A 24,485-nucleotide genomic window follows, 5' to 3' on the forward strand; every position below is an offset into this window, starting at 1 on the left:
TCAATGGTGGTGATGGTGGTGATGGTGGCCGCCGCCCTCGCCCTGGTCGTCCTCCGGCTTGCGGCCGGCGGGCTCGCCGCCGGGCACCAGGCCGGGCGGGCGCGAGCCTTCGTCGGACGGGCCGTAGCGGCCGGGGCGGCTCGCCAGGACGACGGCGGCGATCATGGTGGCGAGCAGGGTGATGCCGGCGGTCTCGAACACCAGCATGGAGGGGCCGAGCAGCTCGTGCCCGAGGTCGCGGACCACCGGGCGGGCGGGGTCGACGGGATCGTCGGGCAGGTCCGACAGCAGCACCGCCGCCGACAGGCCGAGGAAGGCGATGACCCCGGCGGCGATGGACAGGCGGTGCTGGTGGACCATCATCATGGGGTTGAGCCCGGCCGGGTTCATCATGAACATGACCATGAACACGGCCATGACCATCATCTCGACGGCCATCATGAAGATGGTGGCGATGCCGATGTAGGGCGCGGCGAGCAGCAGCAGGATGCCGGCGACGGCCAGGAACGACAGCAGCAGCAGGAACGACGCCCGCACCATGCTGTCGGTGGCGAACACCCGCCAACCCGCCACGACGGCGGCCAGCGACAGGGCGGCGAACAGGGCGTCGGTCGCGGTGAAGCCCATCATAGGAGAAGCTCCACGCCCACCAGCACGAGGTCGAGGAAGGCCGCCGGCAGCAGCACCACCCACAGTGCCGTCAGCATGCGCGACGGCGGCAGGCGGGCGAGCAGGTGCGTCGCCGCCACCAGCAGCGCCAGCACCGCCACCATCTTCAGCACCAGCCACAGCGGCCCCGGCAACCAGGGGCCGAGCGGCCCGCCGAGGAAGACGGCGCTCGCCATGCCCGCCACGGCCACCAGCATGCACAGCCGTGCCGCCTGCCACGCCGCCCGCGCCGGGCCGGAGGTCTCGGCCGCCGTGCCGCCGGCGAGGTCCTCGGGGTCGGCGTAGTCGAAGGGGCCGCGGAAGGTGAGGGCGAGGCCGAGCATGAGGAACAGCACCAGCCCCGGCGGCTGGCGCACCACGTTCCACACCTCGCGCTGGCTGTCGACGATGGCGGTGACGCTCAGGCTCTCGGCCGGCAGGGCGGCGGCGATGAGCACGAACATGCTGAGCAAAAGGGTCGGCAGGGCGATGGCGACGTAGCGATAGGCGCCGATGAGCGGCAGCGGCGCATTGGCCGACCAGCCATGCAGGAACACCACCACCACCGTCAGCGCCTCGCAGGCGCCCCACAGGACGATGCCGGTGGACAGGTCGGTCAGCACCACGCCCTCGGCCACCGGCACCACGCTCAGGCCGATGGCGGCGAGTGCCAGATAGAGCGCCGGGGCCAGCACCCGGCCGGTGGCGTCCGGCCGCTCGGTCGTCACCGGTTGCCGCAGCAGCAGGCCCGCCGCACGGGCGAGGGGCTCCACGAAGGCGCGGGCGGCGGGACGGCCGCTGATCCAGGCGACAGCCAGCCGGTCCATGACCGCCGCCATCCAGGCGCCGCCCAGCAGCAGGGCGGCGAGAGACAGGAGCGCGGTCGTCACGCCGCCACCTCCCGCGCCCCGCACAGGCTGCGCAGCTCGGCGTCGGTGAAGCTGTTGATGACGAGCACGGCGGCATGCCACTCCAGCCCCGGCAGCAGGGGGGCGAGGCGGGCCTCCTCCGGCAGCGGCGGCGGCGTGCGTTCCTCGCACCAGGCGCGCAAGCGGTCGCGCACGTCGTACCCGCCGAGGCGGCCGAGGCCGGCCGGGATGGCGGCGAAGACCCCGGTGCGGGCGAGCGCCCCGCAGCCCTCCGGCCGCCGCCGCAGGCGCTCCGCCACCGCCGGCAGCCCGAGCAGCCGCACCAGCCGCGCCGCCCGCCGCAGATAGGCAGCTGGGCCGCGCAACTCGTGCTGCAGGTAGGGCGGGCGCAGTACCTCGGCGCTCTGGATCACGTCGCCCTGCAGGGTCAGGTCGAGCACGAGGCCGGGCGGGAAGGCCGGCAGGAAGGGGCCGAAGGTGGCGCTGTAGGCGTCGAGCGCGAGGCCGTCGCGCAGGTCGTCGGCGGTCATGGCCATGGGGCGGCCGTAGGGCGTGCCGCCCATCATGCCTTCGCCGCCCTGGCCGTAGTCGCCCTTGCCGCGCCACGGGTTGGGCGGCTCGTCGGGCAGGATGTCGGGGTCGCTGTCCATCGCGCGCGCCGCCAGCGCCCGGTGCAGGTCGGCGAGGTCGCCGGCGGGGAAGCCGTGCGGCCCGACGGGGATGCCGGCGAACAGCGGCTCGCTCGCCCACCATACCGTGGCGCGCGGGTGCGGCATCTGGTCGTGCAGGCGGTAGAGGTCGGCGCGGTCCTCGGGGCGGATCTCGCCGGCCACCAGCAGGATGGCGGCGTGGCGCGGGCTCGCCACCAGCTCGACGCGCGGGTCGAGGGCGAGGCGCTCCACCGCCCGCAGGCCGTCGATGCCGGCGACGGCGAAGACCGGGGCCGGTGCGGCGGCGGCGAGGCGGGCGAGCAGGCTCACTGCCACCGGAACACGCCCTCCCGCCAGCCGTAGAGGATGCCGAGCGACAGGATGGCGAGGAACATGCCCATCTCCACCATCGCCTTCATGCCTTCGGCCACGAAGACGACGGCCCAGGGGTACATGAACATCATCTCCATCTCGAAGGCGATGAAGACGAGCGTCATGGCGTACCAGCGGGCGTGATAGCGCTGCCAGGCGTGGGTCTGAGGCACCCCGCCGCCGAGGAAGGGACCCTGCTGCGGCGCGGTGGTCGGAAAGGCCCTGCGGCCCATGAGAAGAAGCGGCAGCGAGACGGCGAGCGCCGCCCCGCCCGCCGCGAGGATAGCCAGAAGATCGTCCACGCTGCCTCGCCTGGGGTGCGGGTTGACGTGTGCAAAGGTCTTCTGGCGAACGCAGGAATTGCGGCGGCGGTTCCGGTGACGCCGCAGGAGGAAAGGGCGGTCCCGCCTACTCCCAATTGCCCTCGGGCGTACCGTCGAAGCGCTTCTTCAGCCCGGCCCAGCAGTCGGCGTAGTCGTCCTGGCGGGTCTCCAGGCCGGCGGCGAAGCGGGTGACGTGCTGCGGCAGGCGCGTTTCGAACATGAAGGCCATGGTGCCGTCGAGCTTCTGCGGCGTCAGGTCGGCGCGCGACGCCTTCTCGAAGCCCTCGGTGTCGGGGCCGTGCGGCAGCATCAGGGTGTGCAGGCTCATGCCGCCGGGCACGAAGCCTTCCTGCTTGGCGTCGTAGCGGCCTTCGATGAGGCCCATGAACTCCGACATGACGTTGCGGTGGTACCACGGCGGGCGGAAGCTGTTCTCGGCCACCATCCAGCGCGGCGGGAAGATGACGAAGTCGACGTTGGCGGTGCCCGCTTCCGTGGTCGGCGAGGTGAGCACGGTGAAGATGGACGGGTCCGGGTGGTCGAACAGGATGGCGCCCACCGGCGAGAAGGTGCGCAGGTCGTACTTGTACGGACAGTAGTTGCCGTGCCACGCCACCACGTCGAGCGGGCTGTGGCCGATCTCGGCGGCGTAGAACCGGCCGCACCACTTGGCATGGACGGTGTGGGGCGTCTCGCGGTCCTCGAAGGCGGCGACGGGGGTCTTGAAGTCGCGCGGGTTGGCGAGGCAGTTGGCGCCGATGGGGCCGCGGTCGGGCAGGGTGAGGGGGGCGCCGTAGTTTTCGCACACGTAGCCCCGCGCCCGGCCGTCGGGCAGGGCGACGCGCATCATCATGCCGCGGGGCACGACGGCGATCTCGTTGGGCTCCACCTCCAGCACGCCGAGTTCCGTGTGCAGGTGCAGGCGGCCCTCCTGCGGCACGATCAGCAGCTCGCCGTCGGCATTGAAGAACACGCTGTCGGTCATGGAGGCGGTGGCGGCATAGACGTGCGCCGCCATGCCGCTCTGCCCGACGGCGTCGCCGGCCGTGGTGATGGTGCGCAGGGCGGCGAGGAAGTCGGTCGGCTCCGTCGGCCACGGCACCGGGTTCCAGCGCTGCTGGCCGAGCGGCAGGTCGGCGCCCGCGTCGGGGGCGCTGCGCCACAGGGGCCGCTCGACGGCGCGGAAGCGGCCGACGTGGCGCACCGACGGGCGGATGCGGTAGAGCCAGGAGCGCTGGTTGCGCGCCCGCGGCGCCGTGAAGGCCGAGCCCGACAGCTGCTCGGCATAGAGCCCGTAGGGGCAGCGCTGCGGCGAGTTCTGGCCCTGCGGCAGGGCGCCGGGCAGGGCCTCGGTCTCGAAGTCGTTGCCGAAGCCGGGCATGGTGGCGAAGTCGGTCATGCGGGTCCTCCGGGTCAGAACATCTTCGACGGCAGCCACAGCGCCAGGATGGGGAAGCTGGCGAGGATCACCAGGCGCACCACGTCGGCCAGGATGAAGGGCAGGATGCCCTGCACCACCACGCGCTGCGACAGGCCGGGCTGGGTGGCCTGCACCACGAACAGGTTCATGCCGATGGGCGGCGTGATGAGGCCGATCTCGGCCACCGTCACGATGAGGATGCCGAACCACACCATGTCGAACCCGAGCGCCGCCGCCACGGGGGCGAGGAAGGGCACCGTCAGCAGGATCATGGACATGGCGTCCATGAAGCAGCCGAGCACGATGTAGAACAGCATGATGAGCACGAGCACGGCGGTCGGGCCGAGGCCGCTTTCTTCGATCAGGCGGATCAACGCGGCCGGCAGGCCCGTGGTCTCCAGGAAGTAGTTGAACAGCGAGGCGCCGATCAGGATGAAGAAGATCATGCCGGTCAGCGCCGCCGTCTCGCGCACCGACTCCTTCAGCGCCTGGCGCGTCAGTTCGCGCGAGATGACCGCCAGCACGAAGGCGCCGACGGCCCCGACGGCGGCGGCTTCGGTCGGCGAGAACCAGCCGAGGTAGATGCCGCCGATGACCAGCGCGAACAGCAGCGCCACCCCCCACACCCGGCCGATGGAGCGCAGCCGCATGGCCCAGGTGGAACGCGCCACCGGCGGCGCCAGGTGCGGCGCCATGCGCACCCGCACGACGATGGCGAGGCCGTAGAGCACGGCGCCGAGGACGCCGGGGATGATGGCGCCGATGAACAGCTGGCCGATGCTGGTCTGCGTCAGGATGCCATAGATCACCAGCAGGATGGACGGCGGGATCAGCACGCCGAGCGTGCCGCCGGCGGCGATGGAGGCCGACGACAGGCTGTCTGCGTAGCCGTGGCGCTTCATCTCGGGGATGGCGACGCGGCCCATGGTGGCGACGGTCGCCAGCGACGAGCCGCAGATGGCGCCGAACAGGGCGCAGGCACCGACGGCGGTGACGGCGAGCCCGCCGCGCACGTGGCCGAGGAAGCTGTTGACCATGTCGAACAGCGACCGCGACAGGCCGGCGCGGGCGGCGAAGACGCCCATCATGACGAACAGCGGGACCACCGACAGGGAATAGGGGAAGATCGCCTCGAAGGGCGACGAGCCCAGGATGAAGGCCGCCCCCGTCCAGCCGTTGAGCAGCCAGAACCCGCCGACGCCCACCACCGCCATGGCGACGGCCACCGGGAAGCCGAGCGCGATGAGGCCGAGCGCCAGCGCGAAGCCGAGAAAACCGATCATGCCGCCGCTCATGCCGCCGACTCCTGCACGGTCGGCTTGATGCCGTCGATGATGGTCAGCAGCGACGCCACGATCGACAGCGCCACCCCCGCCAGCAGCGGCACCCAGTACCACAGGATGGGAATGCCCAGCTGCTGCGAGCGGTCGCCGAACATGAGCTGCATGCCGAAGGCCTCCCACGATTGCCGCAGCACCAGGGCCAGCAGCACGACGGCGGCGAGGCTCGCGGCGATGCGCAGGGTGCGGCGCACCGGCGGCGGAAAACTGTCCACCACCAGGTCGACGCCGACGTGGGCGCCGGTGAGGAAGGCGTAGGGGATCACCAGCCAGGCGCCGCCGAGGACGCAGAGCTGCACCAGATCCACCACGCCGGGAACGGGCATGCTGATCTGGCGACCGACGACGTCGGCGACGGTGAGCAGGGCGGCGGCGGCGTAGGCCAGCACGCCGGCGACGGCGGCGGCGCCCACCAGCGCGCGGAGCGGGGCGAGGATGCGGGTCATGGACCGTCCGGTGCGGCAGGGGAGGGGAGCCGCCGCCGCGCCAGGGCCGGCGGCGGCTCCCCGTCCTCGGGTGCGGGTTACTGCTGGCCCTTTTCGGCCAGCTTGGCGCGCATGGCGTCGTAGATGGCCTGGGCGTCGTCCACCTGCTTGGCGGTCTCGGCGATGTAGGCCTCGGTCACCGGCTTCAGGGCGTCGCGCCAGCGCTGGCGTTCCTCCGGCGACAGGGCGGTGATGGTGTGTCCGGCGGCTTCCGCTTCCTGGCGGCCGGCGGCGTCCCACTTGTCCCACCAGTCGCCGAACTTGGCGACCAGGGCGGCGCCGGAGGCCTCGTCGATGCACGTTTTCGCCGTGTCCGACAGGCCCTCGTACTTGCGCTCGTTCATGACGAAGAAGAACGGCACGGTATAGGCGCCGGCGTCCAGGTGGTACTTCAGCACCTCGTTGAGGCCGAAGGACTTCACCGGGTCCCACGGGAAGACGGTGCCGTCGATGACGGTCTTCTGGATGTTCTCGTAGACCTCGCCGGGCGGCAGGCCCTGCGGCGTGGCGCCCAGCGCCGTCAGCATGGCCGAGACGGCGGGGCTCGGCGTGCGCAGGCGCAGGCCCTTCAGGTCGTCCATGGTCTCCACCTTCTTGTCGGAAGTGTGGATCAGGCCACCGTTGTGGGCGTGCAGGGCGAGCACCTTGAGGCCCTTGTACTCGGGCGCGAGGTGGTCGGGATACAGCTCCCACAGGGTCTCGCTGGCCGCACCCGCGTCGTCGGTGAGGAACGGCAGCTCGATGAGCGAGGTGCGCGGGAAGCGGCCGCGCGGAATGCCGTGCAGGCCGTGGGCGATGTCGACCACGCCGGCCAGCACCTGCTCCTGCTGCTTGGCGACGTTGCCCAGCTGGGTGCCGCCGGGGAAGATCTCGAACTGGATCTCGCCGTTGGTGCAGGCGGTGACCTGCTCGGTCCACGGCACGATGAAGTCGGTGTGGATGCCGTGGACGGGCGGCAGGTAGTGGCTGACCTTCAGGGTCGTCTGCGCGGCGGCGGTGCCGGCCCCGGCCGCCACGGCGGTGAGGGCGGCGCAGGCGACGGCGGCGATCTTCAACTTGGACGTCATGGAGTTCCTCCCGGGTGTGGACGGATGCCGGCCTTGGCGCCGGTCTTCTGTCAAAGGGCGAGCGTCAGGCCGCCGGCGCGGGCGCGCGAGCAGCAGGTCATCATGCGGCGGTTCTCCGCCCGTTCGGCGGCCGTCAGCACCTTGTCGCGATGGTCGACCTCTCCGTCGATCACCGCCACCTCGCAACTGCCGCACAGGCCTTCCTCGCAGTCGCTCGGCACGTCGACGCCGACGGCGCGCAGGGCGTGCAGCACCGTCTGGTCGGCGGGCACATGCACCGTCAGGCCGCTGTCCGCCAGCTGGACGTCGAAGGCGATCTCGCGGCTCGGGTCCAGGCTCGTGCCGGTGGCGGTGAAGTGCTCCACGTGCAGCACGTCGGGCCGGTCGGCCGTCAGGGCGGCGAGCGCGTCCAGCAGCCGCTCCGGCCCGCAGGCGTAGACCTGGCCACCCTCGGGCACGGCGGCGATCACCGCCGGCAGGTCGAGGCGGCGGCCCTCGTCGGCCGGGTAGACGTGCAGGGCGTCGCCGTGGTCGCGGGCGAGGCGGTCGAGGAAGGCCATGGTAGCCCGCCGCCGGCCCGCGTAGTGCAGCACATAGGGCTTGCCGAGGCGCTTCAGCCGGTCGGCCATGGCGAGGACCGGGGTGATGCCGATGCCGCCGGCGACCAGGGTGTAGTGGGCGGCGTCCTCGCGCAGCAGGAAGTGGTTCTTCGGCCCGCGCATGCGGATCTCGTCGCCCGGCTTCAGGCGCTCGTGGACGTAGGCGGAGCCGCCGCGCCCGGTGCGCTCGTGCAGCACCGCGACCTGCAGGCGGGAACAGTCCTCGGCGTCGCCGCACAGCGAATACATGCGCACGTACTCGCCGAGCAGCAGGTCGACGTGGGCGCCGGCGCTCCAGCGCGGCAGCGGGCGGCCGCGCGGGTCTTCGAGCGTCAGGCCGACGATGCCCTCGGCCAGCGGCGTCACGGCGGCGACGCGCACGACGCGGGCGGCGTCCTGCTTGTTGGGGGCGCCGAGGGGGAAGCTGAGGCGCGGCTCGCGGGCGGCGGCGTCGCGGCGCTCGGGGTTCTGCGCCGGGTCCCAGCGCACCCGCAGGTGATCGGGGCCGCGGAAGGAGGTATTGGGCAGGTAGGTGAAGGTCTGGCCCGGCACCAGCTCCATATGCGGCAGGCGGCGGGTGAATTCCTCCAGGAAGATGCGCATTTCCATGCGCGCCAGGTTCTTGCCCATGCACTGGTGGGCGCCATAGCCGAAGGTCAGGTGATCGGCGGTATTGGCGCGATAGACGTCGAGGTCGTCGGGGTTCTCGAAGTGGCGCTCGTCGTGGTTGGCCGAGGCGCTGACGATGAGCAGCTTGGCGCCCTTGGGGATGGCGACGCCGCCGACGGTGGTGTCCTTCAGCGCGAGGCGCCGCCACGCCGCGACGGAACCCGCGTGGCGCAGGGCTTCTTCCACCGTGTTGGGGATGAGCGAGGGGTTGGCGCAGACCTCCTCCCACACCGCCCGGTTCTCCAGCAGCAGGCGCAGCATGTTGGCGGAGGCGTTGGCGGTGGTCTCGTGGGCGGCGACGATGCCGGCCATCATCATGGAATGGAGGTAGCTGTCGGTGACGACGTCGGGCAGCTCCTTCTGGCGGCGGATGGCGTATTCCATCCAGCCGTGGCCCGACGGGTTCTGGCGCATCTTGTCGAGCACTTTCCCGGCGTATTGCCAGAACTTGCCCACCGCCTCGGCCACCGCCACCTGCTCGGCCGGCGAGGGGCGGCCCCAGGTGTTGACGGTGTGGGCGATGGAGTACTGGCGCAGGGTGTCCATGTCCTCCTCGGGCACGCCGAGGAAGTGGAGCGCGACGGTGAGCGGGATTTCCCACAGCATCTCGTCGACGAGGTCGGCCTCGCCCTTGTCCACCAGACGGTCCAGGTACTCCTGCGTCAGGCGGCGGACCATGGGCTCGTGGTGGGCCAGTTCGTCCAGCTCGAACGACTTCATGAGCGCGCGGCGGCGCTCCATGTGCGCCGGCTCGTCCTCGTTCACGAGGGTGCGGTTCATGGCGTAGTCGTACTTGCGCAGCGTCGCTTCCGCCTCGGGCGAGACGGGGGTGATCTTCTCCAGCGCGATGGCCGGCGAGAAGGTCTCGACGTCGCGGAACACCTGCTTCACGTCGGCGTAGCGCGTCACCACCCAATAGCCGAGCCGGGGGCTCCAGAACACCGGCTCGCGGTCGCGCGACCAGCGCAGCGCCTCGGCCGGGTCGACCTGATAGGGACCCTCGAACGGGTCGAATGCCGCCGCCTCCGCCGACACCGGGCAGCCGGTGGGCGAAGCGGCGCCGGTGAACGGGCAGCCGCTGCTCATGTGGACGTTTCCCTGAACCGTTGGTCGGTTTTCGCAGAGCGCACATTTTGTGCTTTCAGCGAACATACGGGTCGGCTACCGTCGGGGTCAAGACGTTACGGTCGCAGAACAAATCCGCAAACGGTTTGTGGGATCGGCGGCCAATCAAGCAGGAAAACTAAGGGAATGGCGATCGACCCATGACGCTTCTGCAGACCCTGGACCGCGGCCTCGTGGCCTTGGAGGTCATCGCCCAGAAGGCCGGCGGCCTCAGCATCGCCGAACTGGCGGCGGCGCTGGAGGTCCACCGCGCCATCGCCTACCGCCTCGTGGCGACGCTGGAGGCGCACGGGCTGGTGGCGCGGGCGCCGGACGGCACGCTGTTCCTCGGCGGCGGGGTGGTGGCGCTGGCGGCGCGGTTCGAGCCGCACCTGCGCACCGTCGCCCGGCCGCTGCTGGAGGATCTGGCGCGCGAGACCCAATCCACCGCCTATCTGTCCGTGCCGCAGGGCGAGGATTGCGTCGCCATCATGGTGGCGGAGCCGGAGGAGGCGCTGCTGCGCGTCGGTTACCGCGTCGGCAGCCGGCACCCGCTGAACCGCGGCGCGGCCGGCATCGCCATCCTGGCCGGCCGGCCGGCGCAGCCCGACGACCCGGAGGCGGTGGTGCAGGCCCGGCGCGACGGCTACAGCATCACCCGCGGCCAGTTGCAGCGCGGGGCGGTGGGCGTGGCGAGCGGCGTGCGCACGGCGGGGCGCGACGGCTTCGAGGCCTGCATCGGCGTCGTGGCCCTGGACGACCTCGACGTGACGGTCGCCGTGCCGGCCGTGATGCAGCGGGCGGAGCGGCTCGCCGGCCTGCTCGGCAGCCGCTGAGGCGGCCGGATTCCGCGCTGCCACATGCGACCCGAGATTGCGGTGGAACCTTTTTCGCTCTCGCCCTGTTCTTAACGGAACATTAACCCATCTCGGCGGTGCACCATGATCAGGCTCGAAACCCGGATCGACGACTACGTGCTCGGCCGGCTCGATCGCGCGTCCGCCGCCTCCTTCGAGGCGGAACTGCAGGCGGACCGCGCCCTCCAGGCCCGGGTGAAGGAGGCCGAGTGCCTCATGACCACGCTGAACCGGCTGGGTTCGGACGTGCTGGCGGAGCCGGTGCCCGAGTCGTTCCTGCAACTCCTCGAAGGCGCCCGCTAAGCCGGGTCCGGCGCCGCGTCACGCAGGGTGAGCAGGCGATAGGCCGCCCGCACCAGCGCCACCATGTCGCCGACCCCGAGGTCGCCGACGTCCACGTGCACGAGACCGTCCACCACGAACAGATCCGCCCGCTCCCCCAGCCGGGCGGCCAGTGCCGCGCTTTCCGTGTGCGGCACCAGCGGGTCGTCGCGGCCGTGGATCAGCACCACGTCCGCCGTCAGCCCGGATAGGTCGCGCCCGGCGAGGTCGAGGGCGGCGATCTCCTGCCGCAGGCCCGCGGGCAGGGCGGCGATCAGCTCCGGCACCGCCTCCGGGTCGTCGTTGGACAGGAGCCGCCACACCGCCCGCCCCTCGGGCCCGAGGTCGCCCGTCAGGCCATCCACCGGCGCCAGCGGGTCGCGCAGGCGGCGCTCGGCGATGGCGCGCAGGAGGGCGGTGTCGGCCGGCGCCACCCGGTCGGCATTGGCGCGCAGGAACAGCCAGCGCGCCCGATCGTCCACCGGCCCGCGCACCCAGACCCCGCCGGGGGCGGCGTAGAAGCCGGTGGTCATGTAGGTCACGGCCGCCGTGATGTCGTGATAGCCGCCGATGACCGCGACGAAGGCCACCCGCTCCGCCACCTCCGGCCGCAGCGCCGCCAGCAGGGCGGGGCCGGCGGCGTAGGACACGCCCACCAGCCCGACCCGCGGCACGCCCGCCGCCTCCGTCAGGCGCAGCACGGCGGCGGCCACCGCCTCGGCGTCGGCGGCGGAGACCCGCAAGGGGTCGCTGCCGGCCAGTTCCGGCACCATCACCAGGAAGTCGGCGCGCGCCAGATCGGCGGCGAAGGCGACCAGGCGACCGTCGCGCCGCCCGGCCTCCGCCGCGCCGGGCACCACCAGCAGCGCCGCCTCCGGCGCATCGGGGCCGCGGTAGAGGTCGGCCGGGCCGGCGATCTCCTGCCGCGTCACGGCGCCCAGCGCGGCGGCCGGCGGGTCGGACAGGTCGCGCAGCAGGCGCACCGCCTCCACCGTGCGCACCGGCGAGCACGCCACCACCAGAAGCTCCACCGCCACCAGCACGGCCACCGCCGCCGCCACCGTCTTCCGCCGCCGCCCCACGTCCGACCTCTCCGCCGCGCTCCGTCCCGCCCTCTACATGGGGGCGGCCGCGGCGTGAGGAAGCGGTGGCGGACCGAACGCCGCCGCCGCCCCGGCGTTGTGGTGGCAAACCGAATCGCTCAGAGAGGTATCCCCCATGGCCTACTCCCCCGATCGTTCCTCCAACGGCTACGGCATGGCCATCGCCGGGGCCGTCGCCGGCTTCCTGGCGGCGCGCGTGCTGCCGCCGCTGATCGCCCAGGCGGGCGGCCGGCTGGCGCGGTCGGACCCGTTCGACCGCCTGGCGCAGGACCACCGCGCCATCCTCGACCTCATCGACCGTTTGGAGGACGCCGAAAGCGCCGCCAACCGCGGCATCCTGCTGCTGCGCCTGAAGCGCCGCCTGACCGTCCACGCGCTGGCGGAGGAAGACATCGTGTACCCGCTGCTGCGCCAGGAGGTGGGCGAGGAACAGGCGGTCAAGCGCCTCTATGCGGAGCACGGCGACATCAAGGTCCACCTCTACGTCATCGAGACGCTGGTGTCGGGCGGCGAGGCGTCCGAGTGGCGGGCGCGGGTCGAGGCCCTGCGCGACCTCGTCGCCGAACACGCCGTGCAGGAGGAAGAGGTGGAGTTCCCCCGCCTGCGTCGCCTGCTGCGCCAGGACGAACTCACCGTCATGGCCGGCCGCATGCAGCGCGAGAAGGCGCTGGTGCTGTGATGGAGCGCGCGCCCCGCGTCGTCGCCTTCGACGTCATCGGCACGGTCTTCTCGCTCGACGTCCTGCGCGAGCGCCTGACCGCCGCCGAGGTTCCGGACCACGCCCTGGAGCTGTGGTTCAGCCGCAGCCTGCGCGACCTGTTCGCGCTGGCGGCGGCCGGGGTGCACCGGCCCTTTCGCGAGGTGCTGGACGGCAACCTGGCCGTGGTGCTCGACCGCTTCGGCGGCAAGCGCGACGAGGCGGCGCGCGCCCACATCCTCGACGGCTTCGCCGCCCTGCAAGCCCATGCCGACGCCGGCGAGGCGTTCCGGCGGCTGGCGGCGGCGGGGGTGCGCATCGTCGCCCTGACCAACGGCGCCGGCCCGACCACCGAGACGCTGCTGAAGCGCGCCGGCCTGCTCGATCTGGTGGAGCACGTGGTCAGCATCGACGACGTCGGCATCGCCAAGCCGCGGCGCGAGGTCTACCACCACGCCGCCCAGTTGGCGGTGGTGCCGGTGGAGGATATGGCGCTGGTGGCGGCGCATCCGTGGGACGTCAACGGAGCCGCCGAAGCGGGGCTGATGACGGCCTACGTCGCCCGCCGCGAGCCCTATCCCGCCTTCTTCCGCAAGCCGGACGTGACGGCGCCCGACCTGGACGCGGCGGTGGCGGCGCTCATCCGCACCGGCGGCTGAGCGCGCGCGCGCCTACTTGCAGGCGCGCGACAGCTTGACGCTGGTCTCGTCGATTTCCGGCATCTGCTCGAACAGGCTGACGCCGTTGAAGACCCCGGCGCCGGCCACTTCCTTGACGAGGGCCTCCACCCGACGGAGCAGCGGACCCATGGCCTTGGCGGTCTGCTGCGCGCGGGTGGCGCGGTCCTCGTAGAAGGCGACGATGAGCGCGTCGATGATGCGCGGCACGGCGAAGCAGGCGTCCACCCGGCGCTCCGGGTTGGGCTGCAGGCGCACGGCGATGCCGGTATAGGCGGTGCGGCCGCGCTCTTCGTCGACGATGGGGATGAACACCGGGTCGAGCAGGATGAACTCGCCGGACAGGGCGCCGGCCTGGTCGCGGCGCGGCCCGGTGTCCTTCTTCTTCTCGCCTTCCGCCGCCGGCGCGCCACCGGCCGCCACCGCCGCCGCCGGCAGGGCCGTCAGCAGCAGGAGCGCCGCCGCACCGGCCCGCGCCCAGCGGGGCAGGCGGCGGCGGGCGGAGCCGGGGCGGTGACGGGCAATGGCGGCGGCGGCGACGGGCATGGGCTCAGCCGCCCTGCTTGGCGTCGATTTCGGCCTTCATCTGGTCGAAGGCCTCCATGGCGATGCCGCCGTAGACGGCCGACGGGCCGCCGCCCATGTAGACCGACATGCCCAGCGTCTCGGCGATTTCCTCGCGCGTCGCGCCGTGGCGGGCGGCGGCGCGGGCGTGGAAGGCGATGCAGCCGTCGCAGCGGATGGCGACGCTGATGCCGAGCGCGATCAGTTCCTTGGTCTTGGTCGACAGCACGCCTTCGGCGGTGGCCGCCTTGGCCAGCCCCGAGAACGCCTGCATCACCTCGGGCGCCGCCTTGCGCAGCTCACCCATGGTGGCCGAAACATCCGTCGCGAACTGAGGCCAGTCCTTGTACATGAGAGTCCCCTCATATGCGTTGCCGTAAGGCGGCACAGCATGACCGAGCCGCCGCCCCAAGGCAAGCGGCGGCGGTGCGAGGCGGCCATGCCGGCGGCGCTCAGACCACCACGCCGCGCAGCCGTGCCGCGCTTTCGCGCAGGGCCTCCGCCGCCGCCTCGCGCAGCTCGGGCCCGAAGCGGGAGGCGAGGCCGGAGACGGAGAGGGCGCCGAGGAAGCCGCCCTCGCGGTCGAGCACCGGCACGGCCACGGCCGCCACGTCGGGATCGCGTTCGCCGACCGATATGGCGGCGCCGGCTTCGCGGACGCGGGTGCTGCGCTCGTCGTCGCCGCCGGTCCAGGCCAGGATCACCCAGGCGCTGGCGCCGCCCGACAGGGGCAGCACCTCGCCCTCGCTCAGGTGGTGGCGGGCGGCGCGCAGGCTGTTCTCGCGGTAGAGGCAGACGCGCTTGTCGCCGTCGCGCACGTAGAACGACGCCGTCTCGCCGGTGTGGTCGCGCAGGGTCGCCAGCTCGGGCCGGATGGCGCCGGCCAGTGCGAAGCGCCGCCGGTACGCCGAGCCCAGCCGCCACACCGCCGGCCCCAGCGTATAGCGCCCATCCGACGCCCGCCGGCCGACGTAGCCGAAGCGCTCCAGCGACCCGATCAGCCGCAGGATGGTGCTCTTGTAGAAGCCCGTGCGCTCGGCCAGCTCGGCCAGCGTCAGGGCCTGCTTCTCGCCGTCGAAGCAGTCGAGCACCGCCAGCGCCCGCTCCACCGCCTCCACCCGATTCTCCGCCGCCATTCTTCGACCCTTGAAATATCCGACACGCCGCGTCTATCATAGCGTCTAACGGAACGTCGTTCTATCTGACAGAACGTCGCAACAAGATGCAAGAGGAAACGTCGGTGCTTCGACCGCTTGCCGGGTTCCGCGTGCTCGACCTGACCAACGTGCTCGCCGGACCCTTCTGCTGCCACCAGCTCGCCCACCTGGGCGCCGAGGTCATCAAGGTGGAGGTGCCCGAGCGCGGCGACCTCGCCCGCCAGCTTGGCGCCGATGCCGACTTGAACCGCCGCCTCATGGGCGTGTCGTTCCTGGCCCAGAACGCCGGCAAGAAGTCGGTGACGCTCAACCTCAAGGCGCCGCGCGGCAAGGCGCTGTTCAAGGACCTGGTGAAGACCGCCGACGTGGTGGTGGAGAACTTCCGCCCCGGCGTCATGGACCGCCTCGGCGTTGGCTGGGAGGCGCTGAAGGCCGAGAACCCGGCGCTGGTCTACTGCGCCATCTCCGGCTTCGGGCAGGACGGGCCGCTGCGCGACCTGCCGGCCTACGACCAGATCATCCAGGGCATGTCGGGCGTCATGAGCATCACCGGCGACCGCGACACCGCGCCATACCGCGTCGGCTATCCGCTGTGCGACACCATCGGCGGGCTGACGGCCGCCATGGCTATCGCCGCCGCGCTGAACGCGCCGAAGGAGAGCCGCGGCACCTTCATCGACGTGTCCATGCTGGAGGCGACACTGGCCACCATGGGCTGGGTGGTGTCCAACTGGCTGGTGGCGGGCGTGCGGCCGCAGGCCAACGGCAACGAGAACGTCACCTCCGCCCCCTCGGGCGCCTTCCGCACCGCCGACGGGCTGCTCAACATCGCCGCCAACAAGCAGGAGCAGTGGGAAATCCTCTGCCGCCTCCTGGGCCGGGCGGAGCTGCTGGAGCGGTCGGAGTACGCGACGCGCGCCGACCGCATCCGCCACCGCTACACCCTGAAGGCGGAACTGGAGGAAACCCTGCAGACCCGCGGCGCCATGGAGTGGGCGGCCGAGATGAACGCCGCCGGCGTGCCCGCCGGGCCGGTCATGGCGGTGCCCGACGTGCTGGAACACCCGCAGGTGGCCGACCGCGGCATGCTCGGCACCTTCGACCATGTGCCGGGCACCGACCGGCCGGCGACGCTGGTGCGCACCGGCTTCAAGCTGGACCGCACGGCCCCGACGGTGGACACGCCGCCGCCGCAACTCGGCCAGGACAACGAAACAGTATGGGGCGGCCTCGGCCTGAGCGCCGCCGAGATCGCCACCTTGCAGGCGGAGGGCGTGCTGTGAGCGACGGGCAGGACGTGAAGGACTGGTGGCGCACCGCCATCATCGACATGGAGCCGGGCCGCATCGCCTTCCGCGGTCGGCCGGTCCAGGATCTGATCGGCAGCGTGTCGTTCCCGCAGATGATCTGGTTCATGGTCATGGGCGAGATGCCGACGCCCGAGCGCGCCGCGCTGTTCGAATGCGCCCTGGTGGCGGCGGTCGACCACGGGCCGCAGGCGCCGTCCATCGCCGCCGCCCGCATGGCGGCCACCTGCGGCGTCGGCATCAACAACGTCATGGCCAACGGCGTCAACATGCTGGGCGACGTCCACGGCGGCGCCGGCGAGCAGGCCATCGAGCTTTACGCCGACATCGCCCGCCGCGAGGACGAGGGCGCCACCCTGGCCGCCGCTACCGCCGATGCGCTGGCCGACTGGCGTGCGGCGCGCGGCAAGTTCGTGCCCGGCTTCGGTCACCGCTTCCACAAGCCGGTGGACCCGCGGGCGCCGCGCCTGCTCGGCTTGGTGGACGAGGCCGCCGCCGCCGGCACCGTGTCGGGCCGCTTCGCAGGCATCGGGCGCGCCGTCGAGTCGCACCTCGCGGGCGAGAAAGGCAAGGCGGTGCCCATGAACATCGACGGCGCCACGGCCGTCATTTTCGCCGAACTGGGCTGCCCGCCGCCGCTCGCCCGCGGCTTCTTCTGCCTGTCGCGATCGGTGGGAATCCTGGCGCACGGCTGGGAACAGATGCAGCAGGGCGGCCGCAACAAAGGCCCGACACCACCGCATTACCGCTGGACATACACCGGCCCCGGGGTGTCCAATTCCTGAAAAGCCTAAGAATCCAAGGCGTATAATACTAGGGAGGTACTTCCATGAGTTTCATTTCGCGCTCGCGCCATGTCCTGGCTGCGGCCGTCGTCGCCGCGGTGGTGCCGCTGTCGGCGGCCGTCGCCTTCGAGCCGACCAACCCCGAATGCATCGCGCCGGCCAACCCCGGCGGCGGCTGGGACTTCACCTGCCGCCAGGCCGGCAAGGCGCTCTATGACCTGAAGCTGGTGCCGCAGCCCATCCAGGTCAGCAACATGACCGGCGGCTCCGGCGGCGTGGCCTTCGCGCACATCGTGTCCAAGCGCAACGACGACGACAACGTCATCGTCGCCGCCTCCTCGGCCACCTCGACCCGCCTCGCGCAGGGCGCCTTCCCGGGCATGAACAAGGATCAGGTGAACTGGCTCGGCTCCGTCGGCGCCGACTACGGCGTCATCGCCGTCTCCAAGGACAGCCCCATCAAGACGCTCCCCGAGCTGATGGACAAGATCAAGGCCGACCCGACCTCCATCTCCGTCGCCGGCGGCTCGGCGGTCGGCGGCTGGGATCACCTCAAGGTGCTGAACACCGCCCGCAAGGCCGGCATCGAGAACCTGCGCCAGATCAAGTACGTGCCCTTCGAGGGCGGCGGCGAGGCGGTGACGCAGCTGCTCGGCGGCCATGTGCAGGCCTTCAGCGGCGACATCTCCGAGGCCAAGGGCTTCGTCGACTCGGGCGACATCAAGGTGCTGGCGGTGCTGGCGCCGGAGCGTCTGCCGGGCGAGTTCGGCAAGTTCCCGACCGCCACCGAGCAGGGCATCCCGGCGGTCGGCGCCAACTGGCGCGGCTTCTACGGCCCCGGCGGCATGTCCGACGAGGCGCAGAAATACTGGGCCGACAGCCTGCGCACCATGTACGACAGCCCCGAGTGGCAGAAGATCATGGAAAACAACGGCCTGATGCCCCTGAAGCTGTACGGTGACGAGTTCGAGGCCTTCGTCGCCGAGCAGATCAAGGACACGGAAGACCTCTCGCGGGAAATCGGCCTGATCAAATGACCAGCGATCGTGTCTTCGGGCTGGTCGGGCTCGCGCTCGCCGGCTTCTACGTCTGGCAGGCGACGCAGATCGAGCTGGGTTTCAGCAGCGATCCGCTCGGCCCCCGGAGTTTCCCGATCATCATCGGCGGGGTGATGGCGCTGGCCAGCGTCTATCCCCTCGTCCGACCCGACCCGCGGCCGGACTGGCCGGCCGCGGGCCGCCTGCTGGAGATCGCGCTCGCGGTCGCCGTGCTGGTGGCCTATGCGCTGGCGCTGCCGCAGGTCGGTTTCGTGCTGGCGACGGCGGTGGCGGCGGCGATCCTGTCGTGGCGCCTGGGCAGCCGGCCGCTGGGTGCCGTGCTCGCCGGCATCGGGATCTCGGTCGGGATCTACGTGGTGTTCCACCTCATACTGGGATTGTCGCTGGCGCGCGGCCCCTGGGGGTTCTGAACCATGGACGTGCTGTCTTCGCTGATGGACGGGTTCGCCGTCGCCCTGACGTGGCAGAACCTGGGCCTCGCCCTGCTGGGGTGCTTCCTCGGCACCATCATCGGCGCCATGCCGGGCCTCGGCCCGTCCAACGGCGTCGCCATCCTCATCCCGCTCGCCTTCACCCTCGGGCTGCCGGCGACGCCGGCCATCATCCTGCTGACCAGCGTCTATTACGGCGCCATGTACGGCGGCCGCATCTCGTCCATCCTGCTCAACATCCCGGGCGACGAGCCGGCGCTGATGACGACGCTGGACGGCTACCCCATGGCGCAGCAGGGCAAGGCCGGCGAGGCGCTGGCGCTGTCGGGCCTCGCGTCCTTCGTCGGCGCCTTCTTCGCCACCTGGGGCCTCGTGTTCCTGGCGCCGCTGCTGGTGAAGGTGGCGCTGCTGTTCGGCCCGGCGGAGTATTTCGCGCTGTTCGTGCTGGCCTTCGCGACGCTCGGCGGCATCGCCAGCCGCAACCAGTCCAAGGCGGCCTTCGCGGCGGCGCTCGGCCTCGGCATCGCCATGGTCGGCGTCGACCACCAGACGGGCATGCCGCGCTATACCTTCGACAACATCCACCTCTACGACGGCATCGACTTCCTGGTCGCCATCGTCGGCCTGTTCGCGGTGTCGGAGGTGTTCATCTTCCTCGAACACCGCGGCGAGGGTGTCGGCGGCAAGACCGGCCCGGTCGGGCGCATCACCGTGCCCTTCGCCATGATCAAGCAGACGGCCGGCACCATGGGCCGGTCCACGGTGCTCGGCTTCATCGCCGGCGTGCTGCCGGGGGCGGGTGCGTCGCTCGGCTCGTTCATCGCCTATACGGTGGAAAAGCGCCTGGTTGACCGCAAGGGCACCTTCGGCAAAGGCGACCCGCGCGGCGTGGCTGCCCCGGAAGCCGGCAACAACGCCGCCGCCGGCGGGGCGCTGGTGCCCATGCTGGCGCTCGGCGTGCCGGGATCGGGCACCACGGCGGTGCTGCTCGCCATGCTGCTGGCGTTGAACATCACGCCCGGCCCGCTGCTGTTCCAGAACAACCCCGATGTGGTTTGGGGGCTGATCGCCGCCCTGTTCATCGGCAACCTCATGCTGCTCGCCATGAACATCCCGCTGGTCGGGCTGTTCGTGCGGGTGTTGCAGGTGCCGCCGCGCATCCTCATGCCGGCCGTCGCCATGATTTCGGCGGTCGGCATCTACGGCATTTCGGGCTCCACCTTCGACCTGCTGGTGATGGTCGGCTTCGGGGTGCTGGGCTGGGTGCTGCGCAAGCTCGACGTGCCGCTGGTGCCGGTTATCCTGGGGGTGCTGCTCGGCAACCTGATGGAGGCCAACCTGCGGCGGGCGCTGACCATCTCCAACGGCGAGTGGAGCATCCTGTGGGGCAGTTGGCTCGCCATCGGCCTGTGGACCATCTCCATCGTCGGCTTCGTGCTGCCGATCTTCGTCGGCCGCTACATCCGCTTCACCCGCCCGGCGGGCATGAAGGACACGGCGGGGCTGGAGGGCGAGGACCCGGACTGACGTCCGGGCCGCGCCGCCGCCCTTGCCGCCGGCCGCCGCCTGCTCCATTCTGTGGCGCCTTTCCCCACACCAAGCATCGGCAGCCCCCATGAGCGACCTCGATCCCGCCACCGCGACCCCCGTTCCCCTCATCACCGCCGAGGAGATCGCGGCCCGCCTCGACGTCATGGCGCAGGAAATCGTCGCCGAGCTGGGACCGGAGATCACCCTGATCCCGGTGCTGAAGGGCGCCTTCATCTTCGCCGCCGATCTGGTGCGCGCCCTCGGCCGCCACGGCGCCCACGTCAACCTGCGCATCGAGTTCCTGCGGCTCGCCAGCTACGGCGACGCCAAGGAAAGCTCGGGCGTCGTGCGCCAGGAAGGCGCCTTGCCGCAGGTCGCCGGCGAGACCGTGCTGGTGGTCGAGGACGTGCTGGATTCCGGCCGCACCGCCTCGCGCGCGCTCGATCTGATGCGCGAGGCGGGGGCGACGCGGGCGGCGCTGGTGGTGCTGCTCGACAAGCCGGCGCGGCGGGCGGTGGACTGCAAGGCGGACTTCGTCGGCTATACCATCGGCGACCGTTTCGTGGTCGGCTACGGCATCGACTGGGCCGAACGCTTCCGCGAACTGGACCACGTGGCCGTGGTCGACTGATCGTTACCGATCAAAGACATTCCCCACGCCGATCTTGCACCCCCTGTCCCGATCCCGTATTCCGGTGCCAAAGCCGCATCCGTGGGGCTCCACCGTCGACAGGGGGATCGCATGAAGCACGTCACGTTCGCCGGCCGTCTGGTCATTCTCGGTTTCGGTTCCATCGGCCAGGGGGTTCTGCCGCTCGTCCTGCGGCATGTCGGCATGGACGCGACGCGCATCACCATCGTGACGGCGGAAGAACGCGGGCGCGACGTCGCCAAGGCCAACGGCATCCGCTTCGTGGTGCAACCGGTGACGCGCGAGAACTACCGCGCCGTGCTGGAGCCCATGCTGGGCGAGGGTGACTTCCTGCTGAACCTGTCGGTGGATGTGTCGTCGGTGGCGCTCATGGAGCTGTGCCGCGAGCGCGGCACCCTCTACCTCGACACCTGCATCGAGCCGTGGGCCGGCGGCTATACCGATACCTCGCTGTCGCCGTCGCTGCGCTCCAACTACGCCCTGCGCGAAACGGCGCTGGAGCAGCGCCGCAACGGCCACGGCCCCGGCGCGCCGACCGCCGTCATCACCCACGGCGCCAATCCGGGCCTCGTGACCCATTTCGTGAAGCAGGCGCTGCTCGACATCGCCCGTGACACCGGCCGCGCCGTCGATGCCCCCGCCGACCGCGCCGGCTGGGGCGCGCTCATGCAGGACCTGGGCGTGAAGGTGGTCCACATCGCCGAGCGCGACACCCAGGCGAGCCACGTGCACAAGAAGGTGGGCGAGTTCGTCAACACGTGGTCCATCGACGGCTTCGTCGGCGAAGGCTGCCAGCCCGCCGAACTGGGCTGGGGCAGCCACGAGAAGGCCCTGCCGCCCGACGGCCGCCGCCACGAGTTCGGCAGCGACGCCGCCATCTACCTCATGCGCCCCGGCGCCTCCACCCGCGTGCGCACCTGGACGCCGAAGGAAGGCCCGTTCCACGGCTTCCTCATCACCCACAACGAGTCCATCTCCATCGCCGACTACTTCACGGTCCGCGACGGCGACGCGGTGGCCTTCCGCCCGACCGTGCACTACGCGTATCACCCCTGCGACGACGCGGTGATCAGCGTGCACGAGCTGGCCGGCAAGAACTGGCACATGCAGCCCAACAAGCGGCTGATGATGGAAGAGATCGTCGCCGGCACCGACGAGCTGGGCGTGCTGCTCATGGGGCACGAAAAGGGCATCTACTGGTACGGCTCGCGCCTGTCGATCCAGGAGGCGCGGACGCTGGCGCCCTACAACAACGCGACCTCCTTGCAGGTCTGCGTGGCGGTACTGGGCGGCCTCATCTGGGCGCTGGAAAACCCGGCGCGCGGCGTGGTGGAGCCCGAGGAGCTGGACTTCCGCCGCATCCTGGAAATCGCCGAACCCTACCTCGGCGAGGTCGCCGGCACCTATGGCGACTGGACGCCGCTGCAGGACCGCGGCGTGCTGTTCCCGGAAGACGTCGACACCGACGACCCCTGGCAGTTCAAGAACTTCCGCGTGGTGTGAGGGGGGCGCGACGCCCGACCGGCGCCAGACGAAAAAACGCCCCACCGGCGGGGAGGCCGGTGGGGCGTGAGGCGGGATCGGAGACCGTACCGATCCGGGGGCCGTTACAACGAGCGGCTGATGACCAGCCGCTGGATCTCGCTGGTGCCTTCGTAGATCTGGCAGACGCGGACGTCGCGGTAGATGCGCTCCACCGGGAAGTCGGCGAGGTAGCCGTAGCCGCCGTGGATCTGGATGGCGTCGGAGCACACGCGCTCGGCCATTTCCGAGGCGAACAGCTTGGCCATGCTGGCTTCCTTCAGGCACGGCAGGCCGGCGTCGCGCAGGGAGGCCGCGTGCAGCACCATCTGGCGCGCCGCCTCGATCTGCGTCGCCATGTCGGCCAGCTTGAAGGCCACCGCCTGGTGCTCGATGATGGGCTTGCCGAAGGTCTGGCGGTCGCGCGCATAAGCCAGCGCCGCCTCGTAGGCCGCCCGCGCCATGCCGACGGACTGGGCGGCGATGCCGACGCGGCCGCCTTCCAGGTTGGCGAGCGCGATCTTGTAGCCCTGGCCTTCCTCGCCCAGCATCAGGTCGGCCGGCAGGCGCATGTCCTCGAAGGCGATCTGGCAGGTGTCGGAGGCATGCTGGCCGAGTTTCTCTTCCACCCGCACCACCTGATAGCCGGGGGTGTTCGTCGGCACGATGAAGGCGCTGATGCCCTTCTTGCCGGCCTCCGGATCGGTGACGGCGAAGGCGATGATGACGTCGCCCGACTTGCCGGAGGTGATGAACTGCTTGGCGCCGTTCAGCACCCAATGGTCGCCGTCGCGGCGGGCGCGGGTCTTCAGGCCCGAGGCGTCGGAGCCGACGTGCGGCTCGGTCAGGGCGAAGCCGCCGAGCATCTCGCCGCGCGCCAGCGGCTTCAGGAACCGTTCCTTCTGCGCCTCGGTGCCGTACTTCAGGATGGGGGCGCAGCCGACCGAGTTGTGCACGCTCATGATGGTGGAGACGGCGCCGTCACCGGCCGCGATCTCTTCCAGCGCCAGCACGTAGGAAATGTAGTCGGTGGCGGCACCGCCCCATTCCTCGGGCACGGTCATGCCCATGAAGCCGAGTTCGCCCATTTCGGCGATGGCTTCCTTTGGGAAGCGGTGCTCGCGGCTCCACTGCTCGGCGAAGGGCTTGAGACGGTCGCGGGCGAAGCTTGCCGCCGTCTCCTGGATCATCTTCTGGTCTTCGGTCAGGATCATGGTCGTTGCGCTCCCTTTTTGTTTTGCCCCTCAGGCGCCGGGCGGGCGCTCCTCGCGCCCTCGGCTCCCGCCGCTCGCGCGGCGCCGGCGCGGTCGCGCCGGCCGTCCCTGCGGGACGGGGGCGCCTGCCGCCGCGCCCGTCCGCCCTTATTTCGCCGGCATGCGGATGGCGCCGTCCAGGCGGATCACCTCGCCGTTGAGGTAGCCGTTCTCGGCGATGTGGCGGACGAGGCCGGCGAATTCCGCCGGCTTGCCCATGCGCTGGGGGAACGGAACCATGGCGTTCAGGGTATCCTTCACCTCGTCCGGCATGCCCGCCATCATCGGCGTCTCGAAGATGCCCGGCGCGATGGTGACGACGCGGATGCCCGAGCCCGCCAGCTCGCGCGCCACCGGCAGGGTCAGCCCCACCACGCCCGCCTTGGAGGCGGCATAGGCGGCTTGGCCGATCTGGCCGTCGAAGGCGGCGATGGAGGCGGTGTTGACGATGACGCCGCGCTCGCCGGTGGTGGCGTCGGGATCGTTCTTCATCATGGCCTCGGCGGCGAGCCGCAGCATGTTGAAGGTGCCGATCAGGTTGATGTTCACCGCGCGGGCGAAGCTTTCCAGCCGGTGCGGCCCCTTGCGGCCGACCACCTTCTCGCCCGGCGCGATGCCGGCGCAGTTGACCAGCCCGTCGACGCGGCCGAAGGCGTCCAGCGCCGCCTGGATGGCAGCCTGGGCGTCGGCCTCGGCGGTGACGTCGGCGGCGACGCATTTCGCCTGCGCGCCCAGCTCGGCGGCCTTGGCGGCGGCCGCTTCGCCGTTGAGGTCGACCAGCAGCACGCGGGCGCCGGCGGCCACCAGCCCCTCGGCGGTGGCGGCGCCCAGGCCGGAGCCGCCGCCGGTGACGATGAAGACCTTGTCGGTGATGTTCATGGCGGGTCGTCTTTCTTCCGTATCCATAGAGTTGTCATGGCCGGACTTGATCCGGCCATCCACGTGCGGGGAGCCGGGCGATAACGGCCGGCGCCGGGGACGCCGTGGATGCCCGGGTCGAGCCCGGGCATGACACGTACATCATTA

The 24,485-nt window shown here is 71.2% G+C and carries 26 protein-coding genes; 11 read left to right on the forward strand and 15 right to left on the reverse strand.

Features of this window, described 5'->3' with window-relative positions; genetic code table 11:
* From CRP50_RS18935 to CRP50_RS18975, 9 genes are all read right to left on the reverse strand, one after another.
* Positions 1–630 carry an NADH-quinone oxidoreductase subunit J gene (locus tag CRP50_RS18935; protein ID WP_245913538.1) on the reverse strand — a complete coding sequence of 210 codons (630 nt, stop codon included), beginning with the start codon at positions 628–630 and terminating at the stop codon, positions 1–3.
* Complete coding sequence (locus tag CRP50_RS26175; RefSeq protein WP_245913539.1) at positions 627–1,538, reverse strand: NADH-quinone oxidoreductase subunit H; 912 nt, start codon at positions 1,536–1,538, stop codon at positions 627–629. The genes CRP50_RS18935 and CRP50_RS26175 overlap by 4 nt, the downstream gene beginning before the upstream one ends.
* The gene (locus CRP50_RS26180) at positions 1,535–2,503 is read right to left on the reverse strand and encodes a hypothetical protein (RefSeq protein WP_141415198.1); all 969 of its coding nucleotides are present in this window, start codon (positions 2,501–2,503) and stop codon (positions 1,535–1,537) included. Before CRP50_RS26180 ends, CRP50_RS26175 begins: the two co-directional genes overlap by 4 nt.
* Positions 2,494–2,841, reverse strand: coding sequence for an NADH-quinone oxidoreductase subunit A (locus CRP50_RS18950; protein ID WP_217992082.1), 348 nt, complete (start codon positions 2,839–2,841; stop codon positions 2,494–2,496). The genes CRP50_RS26180 and CRP50_RS18950 overlap by 10 nt, the downstream gene beginning before the upstream one ends.
* Before the next feature lie 106 nt (positions 2,842–2,947).
* Positions 2,948–4,261: a homogentisate 1,2-dioxygenase gene (gene hmgA, locus CRP50_RS18955; RefSeq protein WP_097280755.1), complete on the reverse strand. Its 1,314-nt coding sequence runs from the start codon at positions 4,259–4,261 to the stop codon at positions 2,948–2,950.
* A 14-nt stretch (positions 4,262–4,275) separates the two neighbouring features.
* On the reverse strand, positions 4,276–5,577 hold the full coding sequence (locus CRP50_RS18960) for a TRAP transporter large permease (protein ID WP_097280756.1): 1,302 nt from the start codon (positions 5,575–5,577) through the stop codon (positions 4,276–4,278).
* Positions 5,574–6,068, reverse strand: a complete 495-nt coding sequence (locus tag CRP50_RS18965; RefSeq protein ID WP_097280757.1) for a TRAP transporter small permease — start codon at positions 6,066–6,068, stop codon at positions 5,574–5,576. Before CRP50_RS18965 ends, CRP50_RS18960 begins: the two co-directional genes overlap by 4 nt.
* A 77-nt stretch (positions 6,069–6,145) precedes the next feature.
* The gene (locus CRP50_RS18970) at positions 6,146–7,174 is read right to left on the reverse strand and encodes a TRAP transporter substrate-binding protein (protein ID WP_097280758.1); all 1,029 of its coding nucleotides are present in this window, start codon (positions 7,172–7,174) and stop codon (positions 6,146–6,148) included.
* Between the two features lie 50 nt (positions 7,175–7,224).
* Entirely contained in the window at positions 7,225–9,528 is a 2,304-nt protein-coding gene (locus CRP50_RS18975; protein WP_097280759.1) for a cytochrome P450/oxidoreductase, read from the reverse strand.
* A 179-nt stretch (positions 9,529–9,707) separates the two neighbouring features.
* Between CRP50_RS18975 and CRP50_RS18980 the strand changes: the two genes are divergently transcribed.
* Together CRP50_RS18980 and CRP50_RS18985 are read left to right on the forward strand one after the other, a co-directional pair.
* A complete protein-coding gene (locus CRP50_RS18980; protein WP_097280760.1) occupies positions 9,708–10,382 on the forward strand; it encodes an IclR family transcriptional regulator in 675 nt (224 codons plus the stop codon).
* A gap of 105 nt (positions 10,383–10,487) precedes the next feature.
* Entirely contained in the window at positions 10,488–10,706 is a 219-nt protein-coding gene (locus CRP50_RS18985) for a hypothetical protein (protein ID WP_097280761.1), read from the forward strand.
* Here the strand turns inward: CRP50_RS18985 and CRP50_RS18990 are convergent.
* Positions 10,703–11,806, reverse strand: coding sequence for an alpha/beta fold hydrolase (locus CRP50_RS18990; protein WP_097280762.1), 1,104 nt, complete (start codon positions 11,804–11,806; stop codon positions 10,703–10,705). The two genes, CRP50_RS18985 and CRP50_RS18990, sit on opposite strands and share 4 nt — an antisense overlap.
* A 136-nt stretch (positions 11,807–11,942) precedes the next feature.
* On the opposite strand from CRP50_RS18990, the gene CRP50_RS18995 reads away from it, so the two are divergent.
* Together CRP50_RS18995 and CRP50_RS19000 are read left to right on the forward strand one after the other, a co-directional pair.
* Entirely contained in the window at positions 11,943–12,506 is a 564-nt protein-coding gene (locus tag CRP50_RS18995; protein WP_097280763.1) for a hemerythrin domain-containing protein, read from the forward strand.
* A complete protein-coding gene (locus CRP50_RS19000; RefSeq protein WP_097280764.1) occupies positions 12,506–13,183 on the forward strand; it encodes a haloacid dehalogenase type II in 678 nt (225 codons plus the stop codon). Before CRP50_RS18995 ends, CRP50_RS19000 begins: the two co-directional genes overlap by 1 nt.
* Before the next feature lie 12 nt (positions 13,184–13,195).
* On the opposite strand, the gene CRP50_RS19005 is transcribed toward CRP50_RS19000, so the two are convergent.
* The 3 genes from CRP50_RS19005 to CRP50_RS19015 form a co-directional block, all read right to left on the reverse strand.
* Entirely contained in the window at positions 13,196–13,747 is a 552-nt protein-coding gene (locus CRP50_RS19005) for a hypothetical protein (protein ID WP_097280765.1), read from the reverse strand.
* 4 nt (positions 13,748–13,751) lie between these two features.
* Complete coding sequence (locus CRP50_RS19010) at positions 13,752–14,072, reverse strand: carboxymuconolactone decarboxylase family protein (RefSeq protein WP_416045216.1); 321 nt, start codon at positions 14,070–14,072, stop codon at positions 13,752–13,754.
* Positions 14,073–14,217: 145 nt separating this feature from the next.
* Positions 14,218–14,901 (reverse strand): IclR family transcriptional regulator, encoded by a 684-nt coding sequence (locus CRP50_RS19015; protein ID WP_097280767.1) that lies wholly within the window; start codon positions 14,899–14,901, stop codon positions 14,218–14,220.
* Between the two features lie 104 nt (positions 14,902–15,005).
* Between CRP50_RS19015 and CRP50_RS19020 the strand changes: the two genes are divergently transcribed.
* From CRP50_RS19020 to CRP50_RS19050, 7 genes are all read left to right on the forward strand, one after another.
* On the forward strand, positions 15,006–16,205 hold the full coding sequence (locus CRP50_RS19020; protein WP_097280840.1) for a CaiB/BaiF CoA transferase family protein: 1,200 nt from the start codon (positions 15,006–15,008) through the stop codon (positions 16,203–16,205).
* Positions 16,202–17,014, forward strand: coding sequence for a citryl-CoA lyase (locus CRP50_RS19025; RefSeq protein ID WP_245913540.1), 813 nt, complete (start codon positions 16,202–16,204; stop codon positions 17,012–17,014). Before CRP50_RS19020 ends, CRP50_RS19025 begins: the two co-directional genes overlap by 4 nt.
* A gap of 44 nt (positions 17,015–17,058) precedes the next feature.
* Entirely contained in the window at positions 17,059–18,051 is a 993-nt protein-coding gene (locus CRP50_RS19030) for a Bug family tripartite tricarboxylate transporter substrate binding protein (protein WP_097280768.1), read from the forward strand.
* Complete coding sequence (locus CRP50_RS19035; protein WP_097280769.1) at positions 18,048–18,482, forward strand: tripartite tricarboxylate transporter TctB family protein; 435 nt, start codon at positions 18,048–18,050, stop codon at positions 18,480–18,482. Before CRP50_RS19030 ends, CRP50_RS19035 begins: the two co-directional genes overlap by 4 nt.
* Positions 18,483–18,485: 3 nt before the next feature.
* Complete coding sequence (locus tag CRP50_RS19040) at positions 18,486–20,030, forward strand: tripartite tricarboxylate transporter permease (RefSeq protein WP_097280770.1); 1,545 nt, start codon at positions 18,486–18,488, stop codon at positions 20,028–20,030.
* A gap of 88 nt (positions 20,031–20,118) precedes the next feature.
* Entirely contained in the window at positions 20,119–20,664 is a 546-nt protein-coding gene (locus tag CRP50_RS19045) for a phosphoribosyltransferase (protein WP_097280771.1), read from the forward strand.
* Between the two features lie 111 nt (positions 20,665–20,775).
* Positions 20,776–22,188 carry a homospermidine synthase gene (locus tag CRP50_RS19050; protein WP_097280772.1) on the forward strand — a complete coding sequence of 471 codons (1,413 nt, stop codon included), beginning with the start codon at positions 20,776–20,778 and terminating at the stop codon, positions 22,186–22,188.
* Between the two features lie 104 nt (positions 22,189–22,292).
* Here the strand turns inward: CRP50_RS19050 and CRP50_RS19055 are convergent, their stop codons facing one another.
* Together CRP50_RS19055 and CRP50_RS19060 are read right to left on the reverse strand one after the other, a co-directional pair.
* Entirely contained in the window at positions 22,293–23,420 is a 1,128-nt protein-coding gene (locus CRP50_RS19055; RefSeq protein ID WP_097280773.1) for an acyl-CoA dehydrogenase family protein, read from the reverse strand.
* Between the two features lie 147 nt (positions 23,421–23,567).
* Positions 23,568–24,338, reverse strand: a complete 771-nt coding sequence (locus CRP50_RS19060) for an SDR family NAD(P)-dependent oxidoreductase (protein WP_097280774.1) — start codon at positions 24,336–24,338, stop codon at positions 23,568–23,570.
* Positions 24,339–24,485: the final 147 nt, after the last annotated feature.

Source organism: Caenispirillum bisanense (assembly GCF_900230255.1).
Taxonomy (GTDB): Bacteria; Pseudomonadota; Alphaproteobacteria; order Rhodospirillales; family Rhodospirillaceae; genus Caenispirillum; species Caenispirillum bisanense_A.

Bases quoted from the DNA above. Each gene is read 5' to 3' on its own strand.
- CRP50_RS18935 (WP_245913538.1), bottom strand. From the start codon at position 630: ATGATGGGCTTCACCGCGACCGACGCCCTGTTCGCCGCCCTGTCGCTG.
- hmgA (WP_097280755.1), bottom strand. From the start codon at position 4,261: ATGACCGACTTCGCCACCATGCCCGGCTTCGGCAACGACTTCGAGACC.
- CRP50_RS18960 (WP_097280756.1), bottom strand. From the start codon at position 5,577: ATGAGCGGCGGCATGATCGGTTTTCTCGGCTTCGCGCTGGCGCTCGGC.
- CRP50_RS18965 (WP_097280757.1), bottom strand. From the start codon at position 6,068: ATGACCCGCATCCTCGCCCCGCTCCGCGCGCTGGTGGGCGCCGCCGCC.
- CRP50_RS18970 (WP_097280758.1), bottom strand. From the start codon at position 7,174: ATGACGTCCAAGTTGAAGATCGCCGCCGTCGCCTGCGCCGCCCTCACC.
- CRP50_RS18975 (WP_097280759.1), bottom strand. From the start codon at position 9,528: ATGAGCAGCGGCTGCCCGTTCACCGGCGCCGCTTCGCCCACCGGCTGC.
- CRP50_RS18980 (WP_097280760.1), top strand. From the start codon at position 9,708: ATGACGCTTCTGCAGACCCTGGACCGCGGCCTCGTGGCCTTGGAGGTC.
- CRP50_RS18985 (WP_097280761.1), top strand. From the start codon at position 10,488: ATGATCAGGCTCGAAACCCGGATCGACGACTACGTGCTCGGCCGGCTC.
- CRP50_RS18995 (WP_097280763.1), top strand. From the start codon at position 11,943: ATGGCCTACTCCCCCGATCGTTCCTCCAACGGCTACGGCATGGCCATC.
- CRP50_RS19000 (WP_097280764.1), top strand. From the start codon at position 12,506: ATGGAGCGCGCGCCCCGCGTCGTCGCCTTCGACGTCATCGGCACGGTC.
- CRP50_RS19005 (WP_097280765.1), bottom strand. From the start codon at position 13,747: ATGCCCGTCGCCGCCGCCGCCATTGCCCGTCACCGCCCCGGCTCCGCC.
- CRP50_RS19010 (WP_416045216.1), bottom strand. From the start codon at position 14,072: ATGGGTGAGCTGCGCAAGGCGGCGCCCGAGGTGATGCAGGCGTTCTCG.
- CRP50_RS19015 (WP_097280767.1), bottom strand. From the start codon at position 14,901: ATGGCGGCGGAGAATCGGGTGGAGGCGGTGGAGCGGGCGCTGGCGGTG.
- CRP50_RS19030 (WP_097280768.1), top strand. From the start codon at position 17,059: ATGAGTTTCATTTCGCGCTCGCGCCATGTCCTGGCTGCGGCCGTCGTC.
- CRP50_RS19035 (WP_097280769.1), top strand. From the start codon at position 18,048: ATGACCAGCGATCGTGTCTTCGGGCTGGTCGGGCTCGCGCTCGCCGGC.
- CRP50_RS19040 (WP_097280770.1), top strand. From the start codon at position 18,486: ATGGACGTGCTGTCTTCGCTGATGGACGGGTTCGCCGTCGCCCTGACG.
- CRP50_RS19045 (WP_097280771.1), top strand. From the start codon at position 20,119: ATGAGCGACCTCGATCCCGCCACCGCGACCCCCGTTCCCCTCATCACC.
- CRP50_RS19050 (WP_097280772.1), top strand. From the start codon at position 20,776: ATGAAGCACGTCACGTTCGCCGGCCGTCTGGTCATTCTCGGTTTCGGT.
- CRP50_RS19055 (WP_097280773.1), bottom strand. From the start codon at position 23,420: ATGATCCTGACCGAAGACCAGAAGATGATCCAGGAGACGGCGGCAAGC.
- CRP50_RS19060 (WP_097280774.1), bottom strand. From the start codon at position 24,338: ATGAACATCACCGACAAGGTCTTCATCGTCACCGGCGGCGGCTCCGGC.